Origin of the sequence: Neptunomonas sp. (assembly GCF_016744175.1) — a bacterium.
Classification (GTDB): domain Bacteria; phylum Pseudomonadota; class Gammaproteobacteria; order Pseudomonadales; family Balneatricaceae; genus Neptunomonas.
This window is the reverse complement of sequence record NZ_JADGEV010000018.1, coordinates 1-19,400: the sequence shown is the minus strand read 5'-3', so window position 1 is coordinate 19,400 and position 19,400 is coordinate 1. Positions and strand designations below refer to the sequence as shown.

General features: G+C 42.4%; 24 protein-coding genes. 2 read left to right on the top strand and 22 right to left on the bottom strand.

What is annotated here, in order from left to right; all coding sequences use genetic code 11:
• Positions 1 to 167: 167 nt before the first annotated feature.
• The 8 genes from cysM to QZZ55_RS10150 form a co-directional block, all read right to left on the bottom strand.
• On the bottom strand, positions 168 to 1,070 hold the full coding sequence (gene cysM, locus QZZ55_RS10185; RefSeq protein ID WP_293267217.1) for a cysteine synthase CysM: 903 nt from the start codon (positions 1,068 to 1,070) through the stop codon (positions 168 to 170).
• A gap of 163 nt (positions 1,071 to 1,233) precedes the next feature.
• Positions 1,234 to 1,983 carry a spermidine synthase gene (locus QZZ55_RS10180; protein ID WP_293267216.1) on the bottom strand — a complete coding sequence of 250 codons (750 nt, stop codon included), beginning with the start codon at positions 1,981 to 1,983 and terminating at the stop codon, positions 1,234 to 1,236.
• A gap of 50 nt (positions 1,984 to 2,033) precedes the next feature.
• Positions 2,034 to 2,372 (bottom strand): 4a-hydroxytetrahydrobiopterin dehydratase, encoded by a 339-nt coding sequence (locus QZZ55_RS10175; protein ID WP_293267215.1) that lies wholly within the window; start codon positions 2,370 to 2,372, stop codon positions 2,034 to 2,036.
• 36 nt (positions 2,373 to 2,408) lie between these two features.
• Positions 2,409 to 2,621: a hypothetical protein gene (locus tag QZZ55_RS10170; RefSeq protein ID WP_293267214.1), complete on the bottom strand. Its 213-nt coding sequence runs from the start codon at positions 2,619 to 2,621 to the stop codon at positions 2,409 to 2,411.
• A complete protein-coding gene (locus QZZ55_RS10165) occupies positions 2,608 to 2,907 on the bottom strand; it encodes a hypothetical protein (RefSeq protein ID WP_293267213.1) in 300 nt (99 codons plus the stop codon). The genes QZZ55_RS10170 and QZZ55_RS10165 overlap by 14 nt, the downstream gene beginning before the upstream one ends.
• A 54-nt stretch (positions 2,908 to 2,961) precedes the next feature.
• A complete protein-coding gene (locus QZZ55_RS10160; RefSeq protein WP_293267212.1) occupies positions 2,962 to 4,170 on the bottom strand; it encodes a glycine betaine/L-proline ABC transporter ATP-binding protein in 1,209 nt (402 codons plus the stop codon).
• Positions 4,163 to 5,062 carry a proline/glycine betaine ABC transporter permease gene (locus tag QZZ55_RS10155; RefSeq protein WP_293267211.1) on the bottom strand — a complete coding sequence of 300 codons (900 nt, stop codon included), beginning with the start codon at positions 5,060 to 5,062 and terminating at the stop codon, positions 4,163 to 4,165. The genes QZZ55_RS10160 and QZZ55_RS10155 overlap by 8 nt, the downstream gene beginning before the upstream one ends.
• Before the next feature lie 66 nt (positions 5,063 to 5,128).
• The gene (locus tag QZZ55_RS10150) at positions 5,129 to 6,136 is read right to left on the bottom strand and encodes an ABC transporter substrate-binding protein (protein ID WP_293267210.1); all 1,008 of its coding nucleotides are present in this window, start codon (positions 6,134 to 6,136) and stop codon (positions 5,129 to 5,131) included.
• A 133-nt stretch (positions 6,137 to 6,269) separates the two neighbouring features.
• Between QZZ55_RS10150 and QZZ55_RS10145 the strand changes: the two genes are divergently transcribed.
• A complete protein-coding gene (locus tag QZZ55_RS10145) occupies positions 6,270 to 6,770 on the top strand; it encodes a MarR family transcriptional regulator (protein WP_293267209.1) in 501 nt (166 codons plus the stop codon).
• A gap of 5 nt (positions 6,771 to 6,775) precedes the next feature.
• Here the strand turns inward: QZZ55_RS10145 and acpS are convergent, their stop codons facing one another.
• The 12 genes from acpS to rpoE all read right to left on the bottom strand — a co-directional run bounded on the left by acpS (position 6,776) and on the right by rpoE (position 16,798).
• Positions 6,776 to 7,180, bottom strand: coding sequence for a holo-ACP synthase (gene acpS / locus QZZ55_RS10140; RefSeq protein ID WP_366512308.1), 405 nt, complete (start codon positions 7,178 to 7,180; stop codon positions 6,776 to 6,778).
• Positions 7,164 to 7,937 (bottom strand): pyridoxine 5'-phosphate synthase, encoded by a 774-nt coding sequence (gene pdxJ / locus QZZ55_RS10135; protein ID WP_293267208.1) that lies wholly within the window; start codon positions 7,935 to 7,937, stop codon positions 7,164 to 7,166. The genes acpS and pdxJ overlap by 17 nt, the downstream gene beginning before the upstream one ends.
• 9 nt (positions 7,938 to 7,946) lie before the next feature.
• Positions 7,947 to 8,642 (bottom strand): DNA repair protein RecO, encoded by a 696-nt coding sequence (gene recO / locus QZZ55_RS10130; RefSeq protein WP_293267207.1) that lies wholly within the window; start codon positions 8,640 to 8,642, stop codon positions 7,947 to 7,949.
• Positions 8,642 to 9,583, bottom strand: coding sequence for a GTPase Era (gene era, locus QZZ55_RS10125; protein ID WP_293267206.1), 942 nt, complete (start codon positions 9,581 to 9,583; stop codon positions 8,642 to 8,644). The genes recO and era overlap by 1 nt, the downstream gene beginning before the upstream one ends.
• Complete coding sequence (gene rnc / locus QZZ55_RS10120) at positions 9,580 to 10,263, bottom strand: ribonuclease III (RefSeq protein ID WP_293267205.1); 684 nt, start codon at positions 10,261 to 10,263, stop codon at positions 9,580 to 9,582. Before rnc ends, era begins: the two co-directional genes overlap by 4 nt.
• On the bottom strand, positions 10,260 to 10,628 hold the full coding sequence (locus QZZ55_RS10115) for a DUF4845 domain-containing protein (RefSeq protein WP_293267204.1): 369 nt from the start codon (positions 10,626 to 10,628) through the stop codon (positions 10,260 to 10,262). Before QZZ55_RS10115 ends, rnc begins: the two co-directional genes overlap by 4 nt.
• Positions 10,629 to 10,651: 23 nt before the next feature.
• Entirely contained in the window at positions 10,652 to 11,464 is an 813-nt protein-coding gene (lepB, locus tag QZZ55_RS10110) for a signal peptidase I (RefSeq protein ID WP_293267203.1), read from the bottom strand.
• A gap of 9 nt (positions 11,465 to 11,473) precedes the next feature.
• The gene (gene lepA / locus QZZ55_RS10105; RefSeq protein ID WP_293267202.1) at positions 11,474 to 13,273 is read right to left on the bottom strand and encodes a translation elongation factor 4; all 1,800 of its coding nucleotides are present in this window, start codon (positions 13,271 to 13,273) and stop codon (positions 11,474 to 11,476) included.
• Positions 13,274 to 13,437: 164 nt separating this feature from the next.
• Positions 13,438 to 14,850: a DegQ family serine endoprotease gene (locus QZZ55_RS10100; RefSeq protein WP_293267201.1), complete on the bottom strand. Its 1,413-nt coding sequence runs from the start codon at positions 14,848 to 14,850 to the stop codon at positions 13,438 to 13,440.
• Complete coding sequence (locus QZZ55_RS10095) at positions 14,847 to 15,308, bottom strand: SoxR reducing system RseC family protein (RefSeq protein ID WP_293267200.1); 462 nt, start codon at positions 15,306 to 15,308, stop codon at positions 14,847 to 14,849. Before QZZ55_RS10095 ends, QZZ55_RS10100 begins: the two co-directional genes overlap by 4 nt.
• 2 nt (positions 15,309 to 15,310) lie before the next feature.
• Complete coding sequence (locus tag QZZ55_RS10090; RefSeq protein WP_293267199.1) at positions 15,311 to 16,168, bottom strand: MucB/RseB C-terminal domain-containing protein; 858 nt, start codon at positions 16,166 to 16,168, stop codon at positions 15,311 to 15,313.
• 45 nt (positions 16,169 to 16,213) lie between these two features.
• Positions 16,214 to 16,798: an RNA polymerase sigma factor RpoE gene (rpoE, locus tag QZZ55_RS10085; protein ID WP_293267198.1), complete on the bottom strand. Its 585-nt coding sequence runs from the start codon at positions 16,796 to 16,798 to the stop codon at positions 16,214 to 16,216.
• A 226-nt stretch (positions 16,799 to 17,024) separates the two neighbouring features.
• On the opposite strand from rpoE, the gene nadB reads away from it, so the two are divergent.
• On the top strand, positions 17,025 to 18,617 hold the full coding sequence (gene nadB / locus QZZ55_RS10080; RefSeq protein WP_293267197.1) for an L-aspartate oxidase: 1,593 nt from the start codon (positions 17,025 to 17,027) through the stop codon (positions 18,615 to 18,617).
• On the opposite strand, the gene QZZ55_RS20000 is transcribed toward nadB, so the two are convergent.
• Complete coding sequence (locus QZZ55_RS20000; RefSeq protein ID WP_366512307.1) at positions 18,595 to 19,035, bottom strand: protein YgfX; 441 nt, start codon at positions 19,033 to 19,035, stop codon at positions 18,595 to 18,597. The two genes, nadB and QZZ55_RS20000, sit on opposite strands and share 23 nt — an antisense overlap.
• Positions 19,019 to 19,273, bottom strand: coding sequence for a succinate dehydrogenase assembly factor 2 (locus QZZ55_RS10075; RefSeq protein WP_293267196.1), 255 nt, complete (start codon positions 19,271 to 19,273; stop codon positions 19,019 to 19,021). The genes QZZ55_RS20000 and QZZ55_RS10075 overlap by 17 nt, the downstream gene beginning before the upstream one ends.
• Between the last annotated feature and the right edge of the window lie 127 nt (positions 19,274 to 19,400).

The window sequence follows — 19,400 nt, the reverse complement described above, 5'->3', positions numbered from 1 at the left end:
TCACAGTGAAGAAAAACAAAACTCGGTAGCACACGGATTTTCTGTCACTGTGAAGAGTCGAATATTCTATTCATAAGACATAAAATAATGAGCAAGTTCCATGCTTTTTCAGCTTGCTCTATACACGATTATGAAAAAAGCCGCTGTTGCGGCTCTTTCATTATAGATTATATGGGGTCAAACACCCCGGTTGACAAGTACCTATCACCACGATCGCAAATTATACAAACAATGACAGCATTTTCGACTTGCTCGCTGAGCTGTATCGCACCAGCTACTGCCCCACCGGATGAAACCCCACAAAAAATACCTTCTTGCATCGCTAAATCCCGCATCGTAACTTCAGCATCTTGCTGAGAAATATCCAATACTTTATCAACGCGGGATTCATCATAAATGCTAGGTAAATATTCTTTAGGCCAGCGGCGAATACCAGGAATTTGAGAGCCGTCTTCTGGCTGCAAACCTACAATACTAACTGAAGAATTTTTTTCTTTTAAAAAACGAGACGTACCCATAATTGTTCCAGTAGTACCCATGGAGCTTACAAAGTGAGTAATACGTCCTTGGGTTTGCTCCCACAGCTCCGGCCCTGTTCCTGTATAATGCGCTACAGGGTTATCTTGGTTTGCAAATTGATCTAATACCGTACCTTGCCCATTTTTCTGCATGTCCAAAGCAAGATCACGGGCAAACTCCATGCCTTGCTCTTTTGTTACTGATATAAGTTCAGCACCATATGCTGTCATTGCAGTCTTGCGCTCCATGCTCATATTATCTGGCATGATAAGCACCATCTTATAGCCCTTAATCGCTGCTGCCATAGCCAAAGCAATACCCGTATTACCTGATGTAGCTTCAATCAATGTATCACCCGGCTTAATATCGCCGCGCTGCTCTGCTCGTTCAATCATACTTAACGCGGGGCGGTCTTTAACCGAGCCTGCTGGATTATTACCTTCCAACTTACAAAGAATCACATTACCACGCGAATTACCGCCAAGGCGTTGTAAACGGACCAATGGGGTTTTTCCTACATAATCAGCTATTGTGGGAAACTCTCTGCTCATTTAATTTACCTGCCCGCGTCTTAAAACAAAATGGACTAAAAATCTAAGAGATTATTACTTAACATTCTACTAAGGAATAATAAAGCTCACCAAAACAGGAGTCAAACAATTAGAGGGGGCAAGATACACAACAAAACAGACAACTTAAAACCAAGCAAAGGCATTAAGCCTTAGTATGCACTTCTAGCTTATTGAGTGATCGAGAGAGCGAAAAACCTAACTGCTGACTCAACTCACGCGCCTGTATTTTAAGCTGCTTTGCCGACCGTGTATCAATACTCGTACCCGCGAAAATCAACCAATTACCACTTTGAGTTGCACAGCTGCGTATATCTGGAAATAGTTCACGTAACGTATCGATAGTGGCTTCGCCTTGATGATCACGCCAACAGTTTAATACCAGCCAGCCTCCGGGTTTTAAGCGGTAATAGCACTCATGAATAAAGTCAGGTCGAAGCTGCTGTTCATCTATTCCATCAGCGCCATAGATATCACTAAAAATGATATCTGCTTTTTTACTGTCAACACATTGCAAAAAATCTTGTGCATCCATCTGATGCAAGAGCAGCCTTTTACTGCGTGGTAATTGAAAATACTTGTACGCAGCGCTTATGACACCAGCACGCAGCTCAACAACCTCTTGCTTTAACGAGGGGAAATTAAAATGTAAGCAGCTGTTTAAACTCCCTGCACCTAACCCAAGACTTATACAACGCTTGGGTTCGCAGAATAAAAGAACTAACAGCATCGCACGTACATATTCGTGCTGAGGTATAGTAGGCTCACTTTTAAGCCAGCAGCTTTGCTCATCAACATCGCCAAAAGAAAGATAACGTTTATTACCATCATCTAATACCCGTATAACACCGAACTCATCGTGACCACGATAAATCTCTTTTCCGGGAATCGACATGAAACATCCTTAAACAAGTTTAAAAAGGTAGAAATCGCTGGGGGGGTATTTCAAGAAACTAGCAAGTCTGTTTTTGCCGCACAAATCAGATCGTTTCGATGTAACCCATTAATTTTATGCGTCCACCATGTCACGGTCACTTTTCCCCACTCCGTTAAAATAGCTGGGTGATGTGATTCTGCCTCTGCAAGCTCTGCTATTTTCTGTGAGAACGCCATCGCATCAACAAAATTGCCAAATGCAAAACTTCGTTCCAACTGAAGAATGTTGTTGCGTGTTTCTAAGTACCACTCAGGGATTTGCGGCATAAACTCTTGTAGTTCTTCTTGCGTAATTACAGGAGCACCGGCACGACAAGCCTCACAATGTAAACCGCTTAGTTTACTCATATCATGCATCCTTAGACTCACTCAGAGATATTTTAGTTACAAGCTAGCTCGAATTTTCAAACCAAGCTCTGTGCTATAACCTATGCTCGACATCTCTATTTTACCCTCAGCGTTAATAATATAGTAAGTAGGGAAAGCTTTAATTTTATAAGCGCGAGCGACTGCAGAGTTCCCTAACAACACGGGAACATCGATATCTAGCCCAGTAACAAAATCTGAAACCGCCTGCTCATCACTATAATAAAGCAACAGCAACAACCGGCAACTTACCTTCAAGGCAAGCGAGATTACCCATACTGAATTTGCAGATAGAGCACCAAGGTGCAAAAAAATAGATTAAGGAACGCTGATTTTGCGAATAAATTGGGCGTGCGGCAAGAACCGTTAACGGAGAAGGTACTATTGACGGTGTATCTACATCATCTTTAGATGATAAATAAAGCGGCAACAACTCAAACATCGGAGCCGCTTCTTGTGTCGCTAAAAGATGGCTCCCTTGCCAAAGAGAAATACCAAAGAGGATGGCGCTAGCCACTAGTATCTCTATACTCCAGCGGCGTATTTTTTTGATAATCTTACGCCTTACCTTTTAGATTCGTTCTTCAGTTTTTTTGTCTGCACCGCCTAAGACTTCAGCCAAATTACTTTTAGACAGTTCGCCTTTAAGGTTTCCTTCCTCATCAACTACGGGCAATGAATAGTCAGCATCCAACGTTTCCGGAATAACACTTTCAAGCATAGCATCAGGCGAAATACTAGGTAGGTCTTCCCAAACGGTGTCATCCATCTCTTGAGAGGTAGAAGCGTCATCACAACACGCCTCAAGTGTGTCTTGCGTTACAACACCCTGGTAACCATCATCATTCACATAATAACCATAATCACCTTTGATCGCTTTCATTTGTATAAGCGCTTCTCCAATCGTATCAGCAGTAATACGTCGAGATGGCGGCTTCATCACTGTTTCAACAGTTAACGCTCTAGCTCGGTTTACATCTTTAACAAAAGCTTCAACATAGTCGTTGGCAGGGTTAAGCAGGATTTCATCAGGCGTCCCTTGCTGCACCATTTCACCATCTTTTAAGATGGCAATACGATCACCAATACGTAAAGCTTCATCAAGATCGTGCGTAATAAAGATAATTGTTTTATGCAATGTATCTTGCAGCTCAATCAGTTGATCCTGCATCTCACTACGAATAAGAGGATCCAATGCAGAGAAAGCCTCATCCATTAGCAATATTTCAGCATCAGTACATAGGGCCCTTGCTAGACCAACACGCTGCTGCTGACCACCAGATAGTTGCGCGGGGTATTGAGCTTCATATCCGGCCAATCCAACCGTTTCCAGCCATTCTTTCGCTTTAGCAGACCAAACGGCCTTACTCTGCCCTTGTATAGATAAACCATAGCCAACATTTTCGAGCACTGTACGATGCGGCATCAACCCAAAACGCTGAAATACCATTGACATTTTATGTCTTCTGAAGTGCTCCAACTCTTTAGGAGGCAGCTTCATAACATCGGTGTCTTCTACTTTAATAACGCCTTCTGTAGGGTCAATTAAGCGATTAAAGTGTCGGATTAATGTCGACTTGCCTGAGCCAGACAAGCCCATAATGACAAATATTTCACCTTTGTTGATCGTTAAATTAATATCCTTTAGGCCTAATGTATGTCCGGTCTCAGCAAGGATATCGTCTTTCGAGCGGCCCTCATGCACCATTGGCATAACTGAATCTGGCTTACTACCAAAAACTTTATAAAGGCCTTCAATCGTAATTAGTGGTTCAGGCATTTTCTATACCCTGCATATGTCGTTGGGTTCGTTTTGCATAAGCTTGTGAAACACGGTCAAAAATAATAGCAAGTGCAACAATTGCTAGACCGTTAAACAAACCTAACGTGAAATATTGATTGGTAATCGACTTCAATACAGGCTGCCCTAATCCTTTAACACCAATCATTGACGCAATAACAACCATAGAAAGTGCCATCATAATCGTCTGATTAATACCGGCCATAATCGTCGGCATAGCCAATGGTAGCTGAACACCAAACAATCGTTGCGTTGGGTTGGCACCATATGCTGTAGCAGCTTCCATCACCTCGGAATCCACTAAACGTATTCCCAGATTAGTTAAGCGAATTACAGGGGGAATTGCATAAATAATAACCGCTATAACACCCGGTATTTTCCCGATGCCCAGCAACATAACCACAGGTATCAGATATACGAAAGCGGGCATCGTTTGCATGATATCGAGCATAGGTGTAATAACGCTACGCGCTTTATCAGAACGCGCCATTACAATCCCAATGGGAATTCCTAGACCAATCGCCATTAGGGTGCAGACCGTAATGATACTCAAGGTCCTCATGGTGTTATCCCACATCCCGAAATAACCAATAGCCAAGAATGAAACAACGACGCCTAACGATAGTTTCCATGAGCGGCTTACTAAATAAACCAAACCAGCCACTGCGACAATGACAATAAACCAAGGTGTCGTCAGCAATAATTTTTCAAACCAAACAAGAAAGGTCAGTAGAGGATCGAAAAGAGACTCTATAACCTCCCCGTACTCTCTTGAAAATTCACGATAAGCTGAGTCCAGCCCTTTACGAATTTCAAGTAGGTCTACGCGATCCATCTGGGGGAATTTTGTTAACCATGACGACTCAGCCATGTGGGCACCTCGGGGTTTCAAACAGGAAGGGCAACGGCCAGCAAAAGCTGGCCTGAACTTTCAGTATTACAGGTTATCTAGTGCTTTTTGCACTTTTACAGCCACATCTGCAGAAACCCATTTCATCCAATCACTTTTGTTATTGGTTAAGTAGTATTCCATCGCCACATCACCATCAGCCTGATTATCTTCCATCCAAGCAAGTAGTTCGTTCATTTTATCATTCTTAAATGAACGGTTAGACAAGTACTCATAGGCAGCAGGAGAATTAGCAGCGAAACTCTCTGTAGTTACAGTTTGCACTAAAGAAGGCGGGTACATTGTCACCTTAGGTTCAAGACAGTCTATATTAGATGAGCAGTTAATAAATTCTTCTTTATCAACACCTGATCCAAAGTCAACTTTAACCATTTTGTACTTACCAAGCACGGCGGTAGGTGCCCAGTAATATCCAAACCATGGTTCCTGTCGTGCATACGCTTTAGCGATAGAGCCTGATAAACCAGCACCCGAACCTGGATCAATTAGATCAAACCCTGCATCTTTGAGTTTTAAAGCGGTAAAGATATTGCCTGAAGAGATCTGGCAATTCCACCCAGCTGGGCAGCCATAAAAAGCTGATTGTTCAGGGTCTTCTGGATGCTTGAACATCGCGGCATTTTTAAGAACACCCTCAATTGTTGCCAAGCTTGGGTCTTTATCCACCATATATTGAGGGACCCAGAAACCTTCTTCACCACCATCAGATAAAGATTTACCAGCGAAACGTAAACGCTTCTCAGCAACACCTTTATCTAAGGCATCTTTCATCGAATTACTCCACATTTCAGGAGCAATATCTGGTTCGCCTTTTTCTATCATAGCTGTACCTGTTGGCATGGTATCGCCAGGGACAAGTTCAGCTTCACAACCATATCCATTTTCAAGGATAAAACGGTCAATATTGGCGATCAAACTGGCAGAACTCCAGTTCATATCTGCAATAGTGACTTTTCCACAATGTGTATCAGCTTGCGCAAAAGCACTTGCAAGTAACAGCGGCACTGCCATTAACACTGGCTTCATTGATTTCATATATTTATTATTTCCTGAATTTGACCTTTAAGACAATATACTTTACACCTCTAATGATTACATCTCAAATAATTATTCTTGTCATAATCTAGCATTTTTATATAATGCAACCTCTGGCTTCTTGGAACTAACTATGAATACCACTCCGTACTGGCAAGAAGTCCTCGTATCGCTTCGCAGGATTATTCGCGCCACCGACATGCAGTCGAAACGCATCATGAAAACCTGTGGATTAACTATTCCGCAAGTCATGGTATTACGCGCTATCGCCACATTAGGCGACGTTACCGTTAAAAGAATTTCTGATGATGTTTCGCTAAGCCAAGCGACAGTAACAACGATTCTAAATCGTCTTGAAGACCGTAAGTTCGTTGAACGTGTAAGAAGTGTGAAAGATCGTCGCATTGTAAATGCGCGGCTGACAGAGTCAGGCCAAGCAACACTTGCATCAGCGCCACCCCTTTTACACGAAGAGTTTATAAATCGCTTTGAAAACTTGGATGATCAAGGGAAAATTAAAATTCTTTCATCCTTACAACAGGTCGCAACAATGATGGATGCAGAGTCTATCGATGCAGCACCTCTACTGGATATAGCAGCCCCTGCAAAAGACTCTCTACCAGAAGGTAAATAAGTACTTTAAGCGGATTCAGCTACTGCAAAAGCGACCACGTAATCTTGCTCATCACTATAAGAGATATGGATAGTGGCAATACCTTGGCGCTCTGCATGCTCTTGAGCGCCAGCTGACAGCGTAACTTCAGGCTTACCCAAATCATTGTTTGTAATTTCAATATGCTGCCAACTAACACCACGCCCTATACCGGTACCCAAGGCTTTCACAATGGCTTCTTTTGCTGCAAAGCGTTTTGCAAAAAAGCGCTCGGCGACACCTGATCGCTCATAAGAACTCAATTCAGATGGTGTTAGTACCCGTTTAGCCAAGCCCGGAGTACGCTTCAGCGCATCACGGGCTCGTTCCAGCTGCAAGATATCGGTACCAATACCTCGAATCATTTTACTAATTTCATTTAAGTAAGGCATCTCGTTGATGCTGGACACGCGCTTGCGTATTTTGCATTAACTGGCGCATTTCAGACACCGCTCCTTTTAAGCCAACAAAAACAGCACGGGCAATAATCCCATGACCTATATTCAATTCATTAAGCTGAGGAATCTCGGCTATCTGCTCAACATTATGATAATGCAAACCATGACCGGCGTTTACAATTAGACCTTTCTCGTAAGCATATGCTGCTGCTTTTTGAATACGCTCAAGTTCAACTTTTTGGTCTTTAGCATTATCAGCATCGGCATAAGCACCGGTGTGTAATTCAATAACAGGTGCACCACAAGCTATCGTCGCATCAATTTGGGCAGTATCAGGATCAATAAAAAGCGACACTTCAATGTGATTAGCGGCTAAGCGCTGAGTCGCAGATTTAATCTTTTCTAACTGTCCAACAACATCCAAGCCACCTTCTGTCGTTAGCTCTTCACGTTTTTCCGGCACTAAGCAGCAGTGCGATGGCTTTACTTCAGATGCGATAGTAATCATCTCTTCTGTCACAGCCATTTCAAAATTCATACGCGTTTGTAGCGTATCTTTGAGCATGTAGATATCACGATCCTGAATATGGCGTCTATCTTCGCGCAAATGCACTGTAATACCGTCAGCACCAGCCTCTTCGGCTAAAGCTGCAGCCAAGACAGTATCTGGATAACGTGTTCCTCTAGCTTGTCGCAGAGTCGCCACATGATCAATATTTATACCTAAAAGCAAACGGCTTGGCTCAACCACAATTTTTCCTCATTGTTTCTTAAAGAGTGCTCGGCTATGTAAAGGCCGACCCGCGAGTAAATGATCTATAGCTAAACGCATCAAGCGTTTAGCTGATTGCCGAATTTCAGGTCCATCATAGCAATCCTCATCAATAGCCAGAAGATCTTTTCCATGAAAACAACGGCTACGGTCACTTTCAGCTATTCTTTTAACTAACTTAAACTGCCAAGCATTCACATCAAACAAGTAAATCTGATCAGTAAAAACTGCATCCGTAGATAGCCCGTAACCCGTTTCTGCTAGTAACCGGTGTTCGAAAGTACGTAAAGCACCTTCGATATCTTGACCTAAAATTAACTCATTTAGAACATACTGGTAATAAACATAAAGACGAGGATAGGGATCGAAAGGTGATAACAGACGCTGCATCATTTCATTGACATACATGCCGCACATCAAAGCATTGCCCTGCAGGATTCCATTCATACCCACAGGCTCTGCTTGTATCAGTGTTTTAAGTTCTTGACGGCCACGTAAAGCAATTTGAAGAGGCACAAAAGGCTGCAAAACACCACGCAGTTTAGAACTTGGGCGACGCGCTCCTTTTACTACAGCACTGACTCGCCCCTGCTCCAACGTAAAAAGATCTACTAAAGCGCTTGTTTCAAGGTAGGGGCTAGAATGAAGTACATAGGCCGCTTGCGCATCAACCTTGTGATTCATTATTCGCCATGGTCATACCCAAGACTACGTAACGCGCGCTCATCATCCGCCCAACCACGACGAACTTTCACCCAGAGTTTCAACATGACCTTACAATCGAACAAGTTTTCAATATCAAGACGCGCATCTCGGCCGATCGTTTTCATTCGATCACCTTTATCTCCTATGATGATCTTCTTCTGGCCGTCTCTCTCGACCAAAACAAGCGCACTAATCGTTAATAAAGAGCCATCATGTTCAAACTGCTCAATCTCAACAGTAGCGCCATAAGGTACTTCATCTCCTACATTTCGCATCAATTTTTCACGAACAATCTCAGCGACCATAAAACGAGAACTACGATTAGTCAGCTGGTCTTCAGGGTAGTGATGTGTGCCTTCAGGCATATAGCTGCAGATAATTTCTTCAAGCTTATTTACATTAGTACCGCTTTTCGCCGATATAGGGATAATATCAGCAAAGCTCATTTTCTCAGATAGCACACCCAATTGAGGTAGCAAAGAAGACTTGTCAGCGAGTTGATCTACTTTATTAACGACTAAAACAACAGGACATTTTGCATGCTTAACCTTATCCAGCACGATCTGATCTTCTTCAGTCCACGCCGTTCTATCAACAAGAAACAACACCAAATCAACGCCACGCAACGCTTCTGACGCCGTTTTATTCATATAGCGATTTAGTGCTTTGTTCTGCTCTTTATGCAACCCGGGTGTGTCAACAAACATAATCTGCAGATCATCAATAGTTTTGATACCGAGTATTTGATGACGGGTTGTTTGAGGCTTCTTCGAAGTAATACTAAGTTTTTGACCCAACATAAAGTTCATCAGTGTTGATTTTCCCATATTAGGACGACCAACAATCGCAACAAAACCACAGCGTTGCTCATCAGCACTATTATTTTTAGGCTGAATCCAACTTTGCATATCTTCACTCATTTTGTCACCTCTTCTAGTTGAAGAAGTGCTGACTTAGCAGCTTCTTGCTCCGCTTGTCGGCGACTGTTCCCTACACCTTCAGTTGGATCTTTCAACGGCTCTATATTACAAAGAATATAAAAAGTTTGCGCATGTGCTTCACCGTCAACACTTGTCAATTGGTAATCAGGCAAAGGTAAACGACGAGATTGCAGATATTCCTGCAAACGTGTTTTTGAGTCTTTAAGCGCTTCATCAATATCCAGTTTATTTAGGCGCTCTTCGAACCAGCCTAAAATAAATCCTCGAACAACTTCAAGATCACTGTCTAAGTAAATAGCACCAATCAAAGCTTCTACACCATCAGCTAAAATAGAGTCACGACGAAAGCCACCGCTTTTCAACTCGCCAGGGCCTAGGCGTAAGTAGTCGCCTAACTTCAGTTCACGAGCAATTTCAGCAAGCGTTTCACCCTTTACCATACTGGCGCGCAAACGACTTAACTGTCCTTCACGAGCATTGGGAAAGCGCTGAAAAAGGTCATCAGCTATAACAAAGTTCACAATAGAGTCGCCGAGAAACTCGAGACGCTCATTATTCTTTTTCCCACAGCTTCTATGCGTTAATGCTAACTCACAATATGCTATATCGTTAAATGAGTAACCGAGTCGGCGTGTAAGATCTGGTATTGGTTTAATCAAGGTATTACTGCTTCGTAAGATTCAGAGAATTTAACAACGGCATCAACATTAAAGAACATAGGAAGTCTAACTTCATACTGTAAATCAAATAATAACACACCTTTGTTATTAACAATTGATAGTGCATTTTGATCAGGTAAGGTTACCTGATTGATATTTAGACGAGTGTAAATATTCCCTTTAATAGCAGCAACTGGCTTACGCAGCTCATCGTAGTCATTTGCAACCCCCTCGACCACCGCCTTGATAGTCACATGGTCTAGATAAGGCGGATAAATCTTAAACGCTATTGCGAATAAACTTCCTACCATCATCAATACAATCAACATATTGAAAAAAGAAGTACCTTTCTCTCGCTTAAACATCGCTTTCTCCGTTATGTCAGATATTAATGAATAGCACGCATGGCTGTAACATCAGGCACACTAAAGAACGTAGGCCAGTGCATCCAAACAGCGAAAGCCTTGCCAACCAATAGTTCATCCGGCACAAAGCCCCAATAACGGCTATCGTTACTGTTATCTCGATTATCACCCATTACAAAATACTGCCCTTGAGGAACCGTCCACTCTCCAACCATACCGGGTGCTTTAACATCATTATAGATTTCATGCGCAACATCGCCCAAATTTTCATTATAAAGTAGGATTTCAGGTGCTCTAGGTGGCAGTTGTGCTAATAAATCCTGCATTTGAGGCTCACCATTTACATAAACGATCTTGTCTTGGTAGCGAATAACATCACCAGGCAAACCAACAACTCGTTTTATGTAATTAACGGCAGGATCATTCGGATATTTAAAAACAACAACATCGCCACGAACAGGGTCATTGATAGGAACGACTTTTGCATTCACTACCGGCAAACGTAAACCGTAGTGGTATTTATTCACAAGAATAAAGTCACCAATTTGTAGCGTTGGTAACATTGAACCTGAAGGTATCTGGAAAGGCTCTACAATAAATGACCGCACAACTAAAACAACAGCAAGAACAGGAAACATCGACTTAGAAAAGTCAGCCCACCATGACATTCTAGTCACGGTTTCTTTCACCTCTTCAGGTAAGTCGCCTCCAGCTGATTGCTCTGCGACCAGCAAAGCAGCTTTACGGCCTCCGGCAAATAATAGTGTATCTAACAGCCATAAAACGCCCGTTACAAACGTGGCCAGCACCAAAATTAGCGCAAAATCGAAATTCATGATTCTTCCTTAACTATCCATTTTCAATACGGCGAGGAATGCTTCCTGTGGGATGTCCACACTACCAACCCGCTTCATGCGCTTTTTACCTTCTTTCTGTTTCTGAAGAAGCTTCTTCTTACGACTAACATCGCCGCCATAGCATTTTGCTATAACGTTCTTACGTAGTGCTTTAACAGAAGTTCGAGCTATTACCTTCCCACCAAGTGCTGCTTGAATAGCCACATCAAACATCTGTCGCGGAATAAGTTCCTTCATTTTTTCACATAATACACGGCCTCGATACTGCGCATTATCTTTATGTAGAATCAACGCCAGAGCATCAACTTTTTCACTATTGATAAGCACATCCATACGAACCAAACCTGCTGGCTCAAAACGAATGAAGTTATATTCAAGGGAAGCATAACCACGACTAACAGATTTCAAACGGTCAAAAAAATCCAAAACCACTTCAGCCATCGGAAGCTCATAAGTTACTTGAACTTGCTGACCAATGAATTGTAGATTTTTCTGTACACCACGTTTCTCTACACACAGACCGATCACCTGACCAAGATAGGTACTAGGTACCAGAATATTAGCTAGAACAATAGGTTCACGCATTTCTTGAACACGTGCAGGATCAGGTAACTTAGAAGGACTATCAATGTGTATAATATCGCCAGTATTGAGAACTATTTCATAAATAACAGTCGGTGCCGTCGTAATTAAGTCTAGGTCATATTCACGCTCTAGACGCTCTTGAATGATCTCCATATGAAGCATTCCAAGAAAACCGCAACGAAACCCAAAACCTAACGCATCAGATGTTTCCGGCTCAAAAAACAGCGATGCATCATTCAGCGTCAGTTTATCAAGCGCATCTCTGAAATCTTCATAGTCATCCGAGCTTGTTGGAAAAAGTCCAGCATAGACCTGCGGCTGCACTTTCTTAAATCCTGGTAATACAGATACATCAGGTGTTTTAAGGTGGGTTATCGTATCCCCAACAGGCGCACCATGAATATCTTTAATTCCTGCTACTACAAAGCCAACTTCACCCGCTTTGAGCACACCTGTTTCTTTCCGTTTCGGTGTGAAAATGCCAACAGAATCAACCTGCTGAGTCTGTCCTGTAGATTTCAGTAGGATTTTATCTTTTTTCCGCAAGGTTCCATTTTTCACACGAACAAGAGAAACGACACCCAAATAGTTATCAAACCATGAATCAATAATCAACGCCTGAAGAGGCGCATCAGCATCTCCTTCAGGAGCTGGAATAGTTTGCACTAATGCTTCAAGTACCTCATCAATACCCATGCCGCTTTTTGCAGAGCAAGCAATAGCATCAGTGGCATCAATACCTATAACCTCTTCAATCTCATAACGAACACGATCCGGTTCAGCCTGAGGCAAATCCATTTTATTCAAGATAGGCAACACTTCTAAGCCTTGTTCTAAAGCGGTATAACAATTCGCTACAGACTGGGCTTCGACACCTTGAGCTGCATCAACGACTAAAAGAGCACCTTCACATGCTGCGAGAGAGCGGGAAACTTCATACGAGAAATCCACATGCCCTGGCGTATCAATGAAATTCAGCTGATAGGTATTACCATCTTTTGCCGTATAATCTAAGGTGACACTTTGCGCTTTTATAGTTATGCCGCGCTCTTTTTCTAACTCCATTGAATCAAGAACTTGTGCAGCCATCTCACGTGATGACAAACCACCACATGTCTGGATAAAGCGGTCAGCCAAAGTAGATTTACCATGGTCAATATGGGCAATAATAGAAAAGTTGCGAATGTGCTCGATGTTACTCACGATATATAATTCTCAGGCGCTTAAAACGATTAGCGAAGCTTGCAAAAAGGCGCAAGTTTAACGTATTTCTGGGGTTTCGGCTATCTCAAGCACCTGAATTATGCAATCACTTACAGAAAAAAAAACACCCCTGATGGGGTGTTTTCTTACAAAGTGATAACACTTTAGTTTTTACCTAGCTTCAGAGGTATGAATAATGGGCTTCCTCGACGCACTATACGCATTGGAACAGGACGACCTTCTGGAAGACTATTAATCAATGAAACGAACTGCCTAATAGACTCTACCCTTTTGCCATTTAGCATAGTGATAATATCGCCCGCAACAAGCCCCGCGTTGGCACCTGCGCCATTAAGGACTTTATCAATAGCGATTCCATTTCGAAGGTTCCATTTTTTCTTCTGCTGCTCAGTTAGCTCCGCAAAGATGACATTAAGACGGTTACTCTCAGGTACTGCAGAAGTTCGGCTCGAGATCTTTTGCGGTGCATCTCCATCTGCCAAGGTACCAATCTTTACACGTATTTTTTCACTTCTCCCAGACCTAATAATATTTAATTTTATGTTCCTACCAGGAACAACTTTACCCACTTGATGAGGGAGATCTGAAGACAGGTTTATAGGCTGTCCATCAAACTGAATGATAATATCACCGTCCTGTAAACCCGCAGCCTCCGCCGGACTATTAGGAAGGACTTTCGCTACTAACGCGCCAGCGGGTTTATCTAATCCAAAAGACTCAGCAAGATCTTTATTAACCTCTTGGATAACAACACCGAGCCAACCTCGAGTTACAAAACCATCAGATTTCAATTGTGTTGATACATTCATAGCCACATCAATAGGAATAGCAAATGACAACCCCATAAAACCACCCGACCGGGTATATATTTGGGAATTGATACCTACCACCTCACCATTCAAATTAAAAAGCGGCCCTCCAGAGTTTCCTGGATTTATAGCGACGTCTGTTTGAATAAAAGGCACATAAGTCTCGTTCTCTAGCGCTCGTCCCGTAGCACTAACTATTCCAGCAGTTACCGTATGGTCGAAGCCAAAAGGAGAACCTATAGCCAAAACCCATTCTCCTGCTTCAAGTTTTGATGAGTCACCAAATTTGACTACAGGCAACCCTTTTGCATCAATTTTTAATAACGCAATATCAGAGCGCTCATCGGAGCCAACAACCTCTGCTTCTAGTTCACGGCGATCATTAAGTCGAACTAACACTTGGTCAGCGCCTTTAATCACATGATGATTAGTCAAAACATAACCATCAACACTTATGATAAAGCCTGACCCTAAAGACTGTGGTGCTTTATGAGAAGGCGAATCAGGTGCTTGCTCTGGGCCGGGAAGCCGGAAGAAATGCCGAAACATTTCAGGGATTTTCTCACCATTTGGTCCCTGAAAATCAAAACTAGACGACCCTTGACGAGGCCTTTTTTGTATTGTACTAATATTTACAACGGCGGGCGCCGCGTGCTTTACCAGAGTTTTAAAATCTGGTAATTCAGCTCTGGCAGGCGCCATAAGAAATGACGAGAATAATAAAAACGCAATCATAAAATTTTTCATGACCCTAATACCCTATCATCATTCAATAATATTCGAAGCAACACGGGTTTGAACCGGCATTGTTTTTCAAGTTTTTGGCTAAACAATTTTGCCCCAACAAAGCCAACAAACAGACCTACAAATGAAGCCGTTATTATCAGCTTTTCATCGACACCCAAGAATTGAGCAATTCCACCCAAAAGCACCATAAAAAGAAGGGGCATCAAGTACAGTAGTGCAGACGCTTTAAGAAAACTTCCTTCATCAATCCCAACGACAACTCTATTACCTATTTCAACCCCAATTCTATTAGGGTTATCTATCTCCAGGCTCGTCATTTTAGAAGAGGCCCACTCAGATATAGCTTTCTGGCCGCAACTTTGACGAGCCTGACATTGACCGCAAGATGAACTTCGAGAAGACTCTATTAAGACACGGCCTTCAGTAATATTAACAACGGTTGCATACTCTTCAATCATAACTACCGTACTGACTTCACTGATTCAGCTATGCGATCAGCAATCATCAAAGGCACATCACCAACCACAGTGATAAAGCCTTTTTCTTTAACTCTTCCAACCGCGACTATATTATTTGATTGGACCACACCTGCCGGCACACTTTGACGGCCAAGAGGCTCAACACTAATCGAGACAGAGTGCTTCCCATCACTAAACAGCATGACTTCAGCATGAGGCATGACTTCATGACGTACCTTCGAAAAACCTTCTGGAAGCCATTTAGTTTGCCATGCAGGCTGACTAGAGCTCAACAAGTGTTGATGCTGATCAATATAACGATTTAAACCTTGTGAAAGTCTAATCACTTCGGGCTCTCCACCTTCTACTGCAGCACTACGTCTTGATGGATAATTGCTGCTGTACTGAGCTCGAACAAAATCTTTTGATGTTTGCATGGATGGAATCGTATAGGCTTGCCGTAGTGTCGTATCCTCATCTTGCATAAATTGCTGGCCACCCAAAATAACAACGGCAGTAACTGAAGCAGCCATAGCGACACTAGCCAGCGGCTTCCACCAAGCATTATGAGAAGTATTTATAACATCAGATTTAAGGGCTACATGATCACTTTGAAGTTCTTCATCTTTCAATGCTGTTCGAAGCGTTGAAACTAAATCAACACTTACAGTCTCTTGATCAATTTTTATACCATGCATTACGTTCTGTGCTAAATGGTAGCGCTGCCACTTATCTAAAGACGGCCCACTTTTTTTTGTAGATTGCCCGTCTTCGATTCGGGCCAGCATCCGACGTAACTCAAAAGACGATACTTCACCGTCCATTGCCGCCGAAAGCGACTCGTTAAACTCATCGCTCATTATATTACCCTCATCGTTTTAAATTCATAATAAACACCGACCGCCTCATTCCATCAGTGGTGCTATCTCTTTATCTATTGCTTCCCTTGCCCTAAAAATACGAGATCTAACTGTACCAACAGGGCAATCCATAACAGCTGCAATATCTTCATAGCTCATCCCGTCAAACTCGCGAAGCGTCAAAGCTGATCGTAAGTCTTGAGGCAGTTGATCTAACGCTTTTTTAAGTACAACCTCTAACTCATCTCTAAATAGACTATTTTCAGGGTTCTCAAGTTCCCTTAATTCATCACCACCATCAAAATATTCAGCATCTGCAACATCAACATCAACATCTGGTGTTCTTCGACTTCTAGAAACCAAGTGATTTTTTGCTGTATTAATGGCAATTCTATAAAGCCATGTATAAAAAGCACTATCGCCCCTAAAACGAGGCAACGCCCGATAAGCTTTTATAAAAGCTTCTTGTGCTATATCCATCGCTTCATGATGGTCATAGACATACCGGCTAACTAAGCCAATTATTTTATGTTGATATTTTCCAACCAAAAGATCAAAGGCTCGCTTATCTCCGGCCTGAACCCTTTCTACCAGTTGTTGATCAATATCCGTCTGGTTTTCACTCGACACCACAAACCCTTATAACCAATGAGAACAAAAACCTATCCGATAACTACGGACACTAAAAAGAGCGCAGTATGTAACTGGATACCATTAAAATGCAAATAAATAGCTCTTCAATAGGACTTTACACACTATTAAAAGTTCACAAAAAAACATGATTTAAAATATATAACGAATTGAGACAGAAAGCGGCATAATAGGCAGCTCTATAAAATTATACTATGTGATCAGAATGCAACAAGAATTTGACATCCTCATAATTGGAAGTGGAGCTGCTGGTTTATCCCTAGCACTACGCCTAGCAGACTCAGCTAAGGTCGCCGTACTTAGCAAGGGAAGCTTAACGAGCGGATCCACATGGTTAGCTCAAGGCGGTATTGCAGCGGTACTCGATGAAAGCGACCTCATTCAAGACCATGTATCTGACACTCTTACAGCAGGAGCCCATTTAAGCCACAGCGATGCAGTAGAGTTCACAGTAAAAAATGGGCGTAAATCAATAGAATGGCTAGTTGATCAAGGCGTCCCTTTTACTAGAGATGGCTCCCGCTATCACCTTACAAAGGAAGGAGGACATTCTCATAGAAGGATCATTCATGCAGCAGACGCTACAGGAAGAGCCGTACAAGAGACACTGATAAAACGTGCCAGCGAACACAGCTCAATCCATCTATTCGAATATTGCACCGCTGTCGACTTGATTACTAGGCGCAAACTAAGATATGCAAACAACCGGTGCCTGGGCGCCTACGTATTAGACTCATCAACAGGGCACGTTAATGTATTCAAAGCCAAGTTTGTTGTATTAGCAACTGGCGGGGCATCTAAGGCATACTTATATACAAGCAATTCTGATGGTGCTAGTGGAGATGGCATTGCCATGGCTTGGCGGTCTGGATGCCGAGTTGCAAATATGGAATTCAATCAATTCCACCCAACTTGCTTATATCACCCTCAAGCAAAATCTTTTCTAATAACAGAAGCTGTTCGCGGGGAAGGAGGGAAGCTTCTATTGCCTGACGGGACCCCTTTCATGCATCGGTTTGATAAACGAGAAGAATTAGCTCCACGCGATATTGTTGCTAGGGCAATAGACCATGAAATGAAACGATTAGGCGCCGACTGCCTATACCTAGACATATCAAATAAACCAAAATCGTTTATTCTCGAACACTTCCCTACTATTTATGATCGCTGCCTAAAACTAGGTATCGACATCACTGTAGACCCTATTCCTGTAGTGCCTGCCGCTCACTATACATGTGGCGGAGTAATAACAGACCAACAAGGGCGATCAGACCTAGAAGCGCTATATGCCATTGGGGAAACTTCGTTTACTGGGCTACATGGAGCCAATCGATTAGCATCCAACTCACTACTGGAGTGCCTAGTTTTCGCAGAATCTGCCGCTGACAATATTCTAGCAAAGCTTAATGAAGAAGCTGATCAAGTAAACATACCTGACTGGGATGAATCACAAGTAACCGACTCAGACGAAGATGTTATTATCTCACATAACTGGGATGAACTAAGACGTTTCATGTGGGACTACGTAGGTATTGTGCGCACAAACAAGCGGCTACGCAGAGCAAAGCATCGTGTTGACTTATTACAACATGAAATCACTGAATACTATTCTAATTACAAAATTAGCAAAGACCTTTTAGAGTTACGAAACCTTGCATCTGTATCTGAACTCATTATACGCTCTGCCGCTCTTCGAAAAGAAAGCAGAGGACTGCACTATACGCTCGACTACCCCAACCAAGGAGCGGAAGCACGAGATACAATACTTACACCCATTAACTATGAGTGGCCTCAGTAGCAGCGAACGAGAGTTTCCCAAGACTTAACGCAACCTTTAATCGACGATAATCATTTTTCGACATAGAGTCAGGAAACACACAGATATAGATACAGCTTCCAGATACAGGTATAACTTTAAAAAAACATACCCCCGGAAGAAGGTGAATTTTTTCTATTCTCAAAGCACTCACCCACCCCTTGTCTTTGCATAATAGCTTCATGGATAAACGATCCAAATCCCACACTATCTGGGATACTGATAGCCGAGGCAAAACCAAAGAAAAAGTAAGTGCAGCCCATACAATCAATATAAGAGCAATCAGTGCATCGTTCAGGCCTGAATAAACCAACGCGCATAGGGCAACCACACTGCAGGCGAGACTACAGAAACGAAAACCCAATGAGGCATTTATCTCTAAATTAAGAGGGCTGAACACGGGCTAAGATGATACGGACAATTCTATGCAAACCTGCATCACTAGGAATTTCTCTTTCCATAAACCATAGAAACAAATCTTGATCCTCACATGCTAGCAACCTAACAAAATGGTCTTTATCGTCCTCAGACAGATCTCGAAACGCGTCTTTCACAAACGGAACAAATAACACATCAAGCTCTAACATACCGCGACGACTTTGCCAGGTTAAACGACGAATATCTTCTTCAGAATACATATCAACTCAAATATATTTATTTAGTGAGTCGTTATTTAACACCAATACGAAACACTTAAAAAGCGTGTTTCGTCATTTAGTAACTATTTAGTTATTTCAATCTTCTGCTTTAAAGCACAGCTGCCAA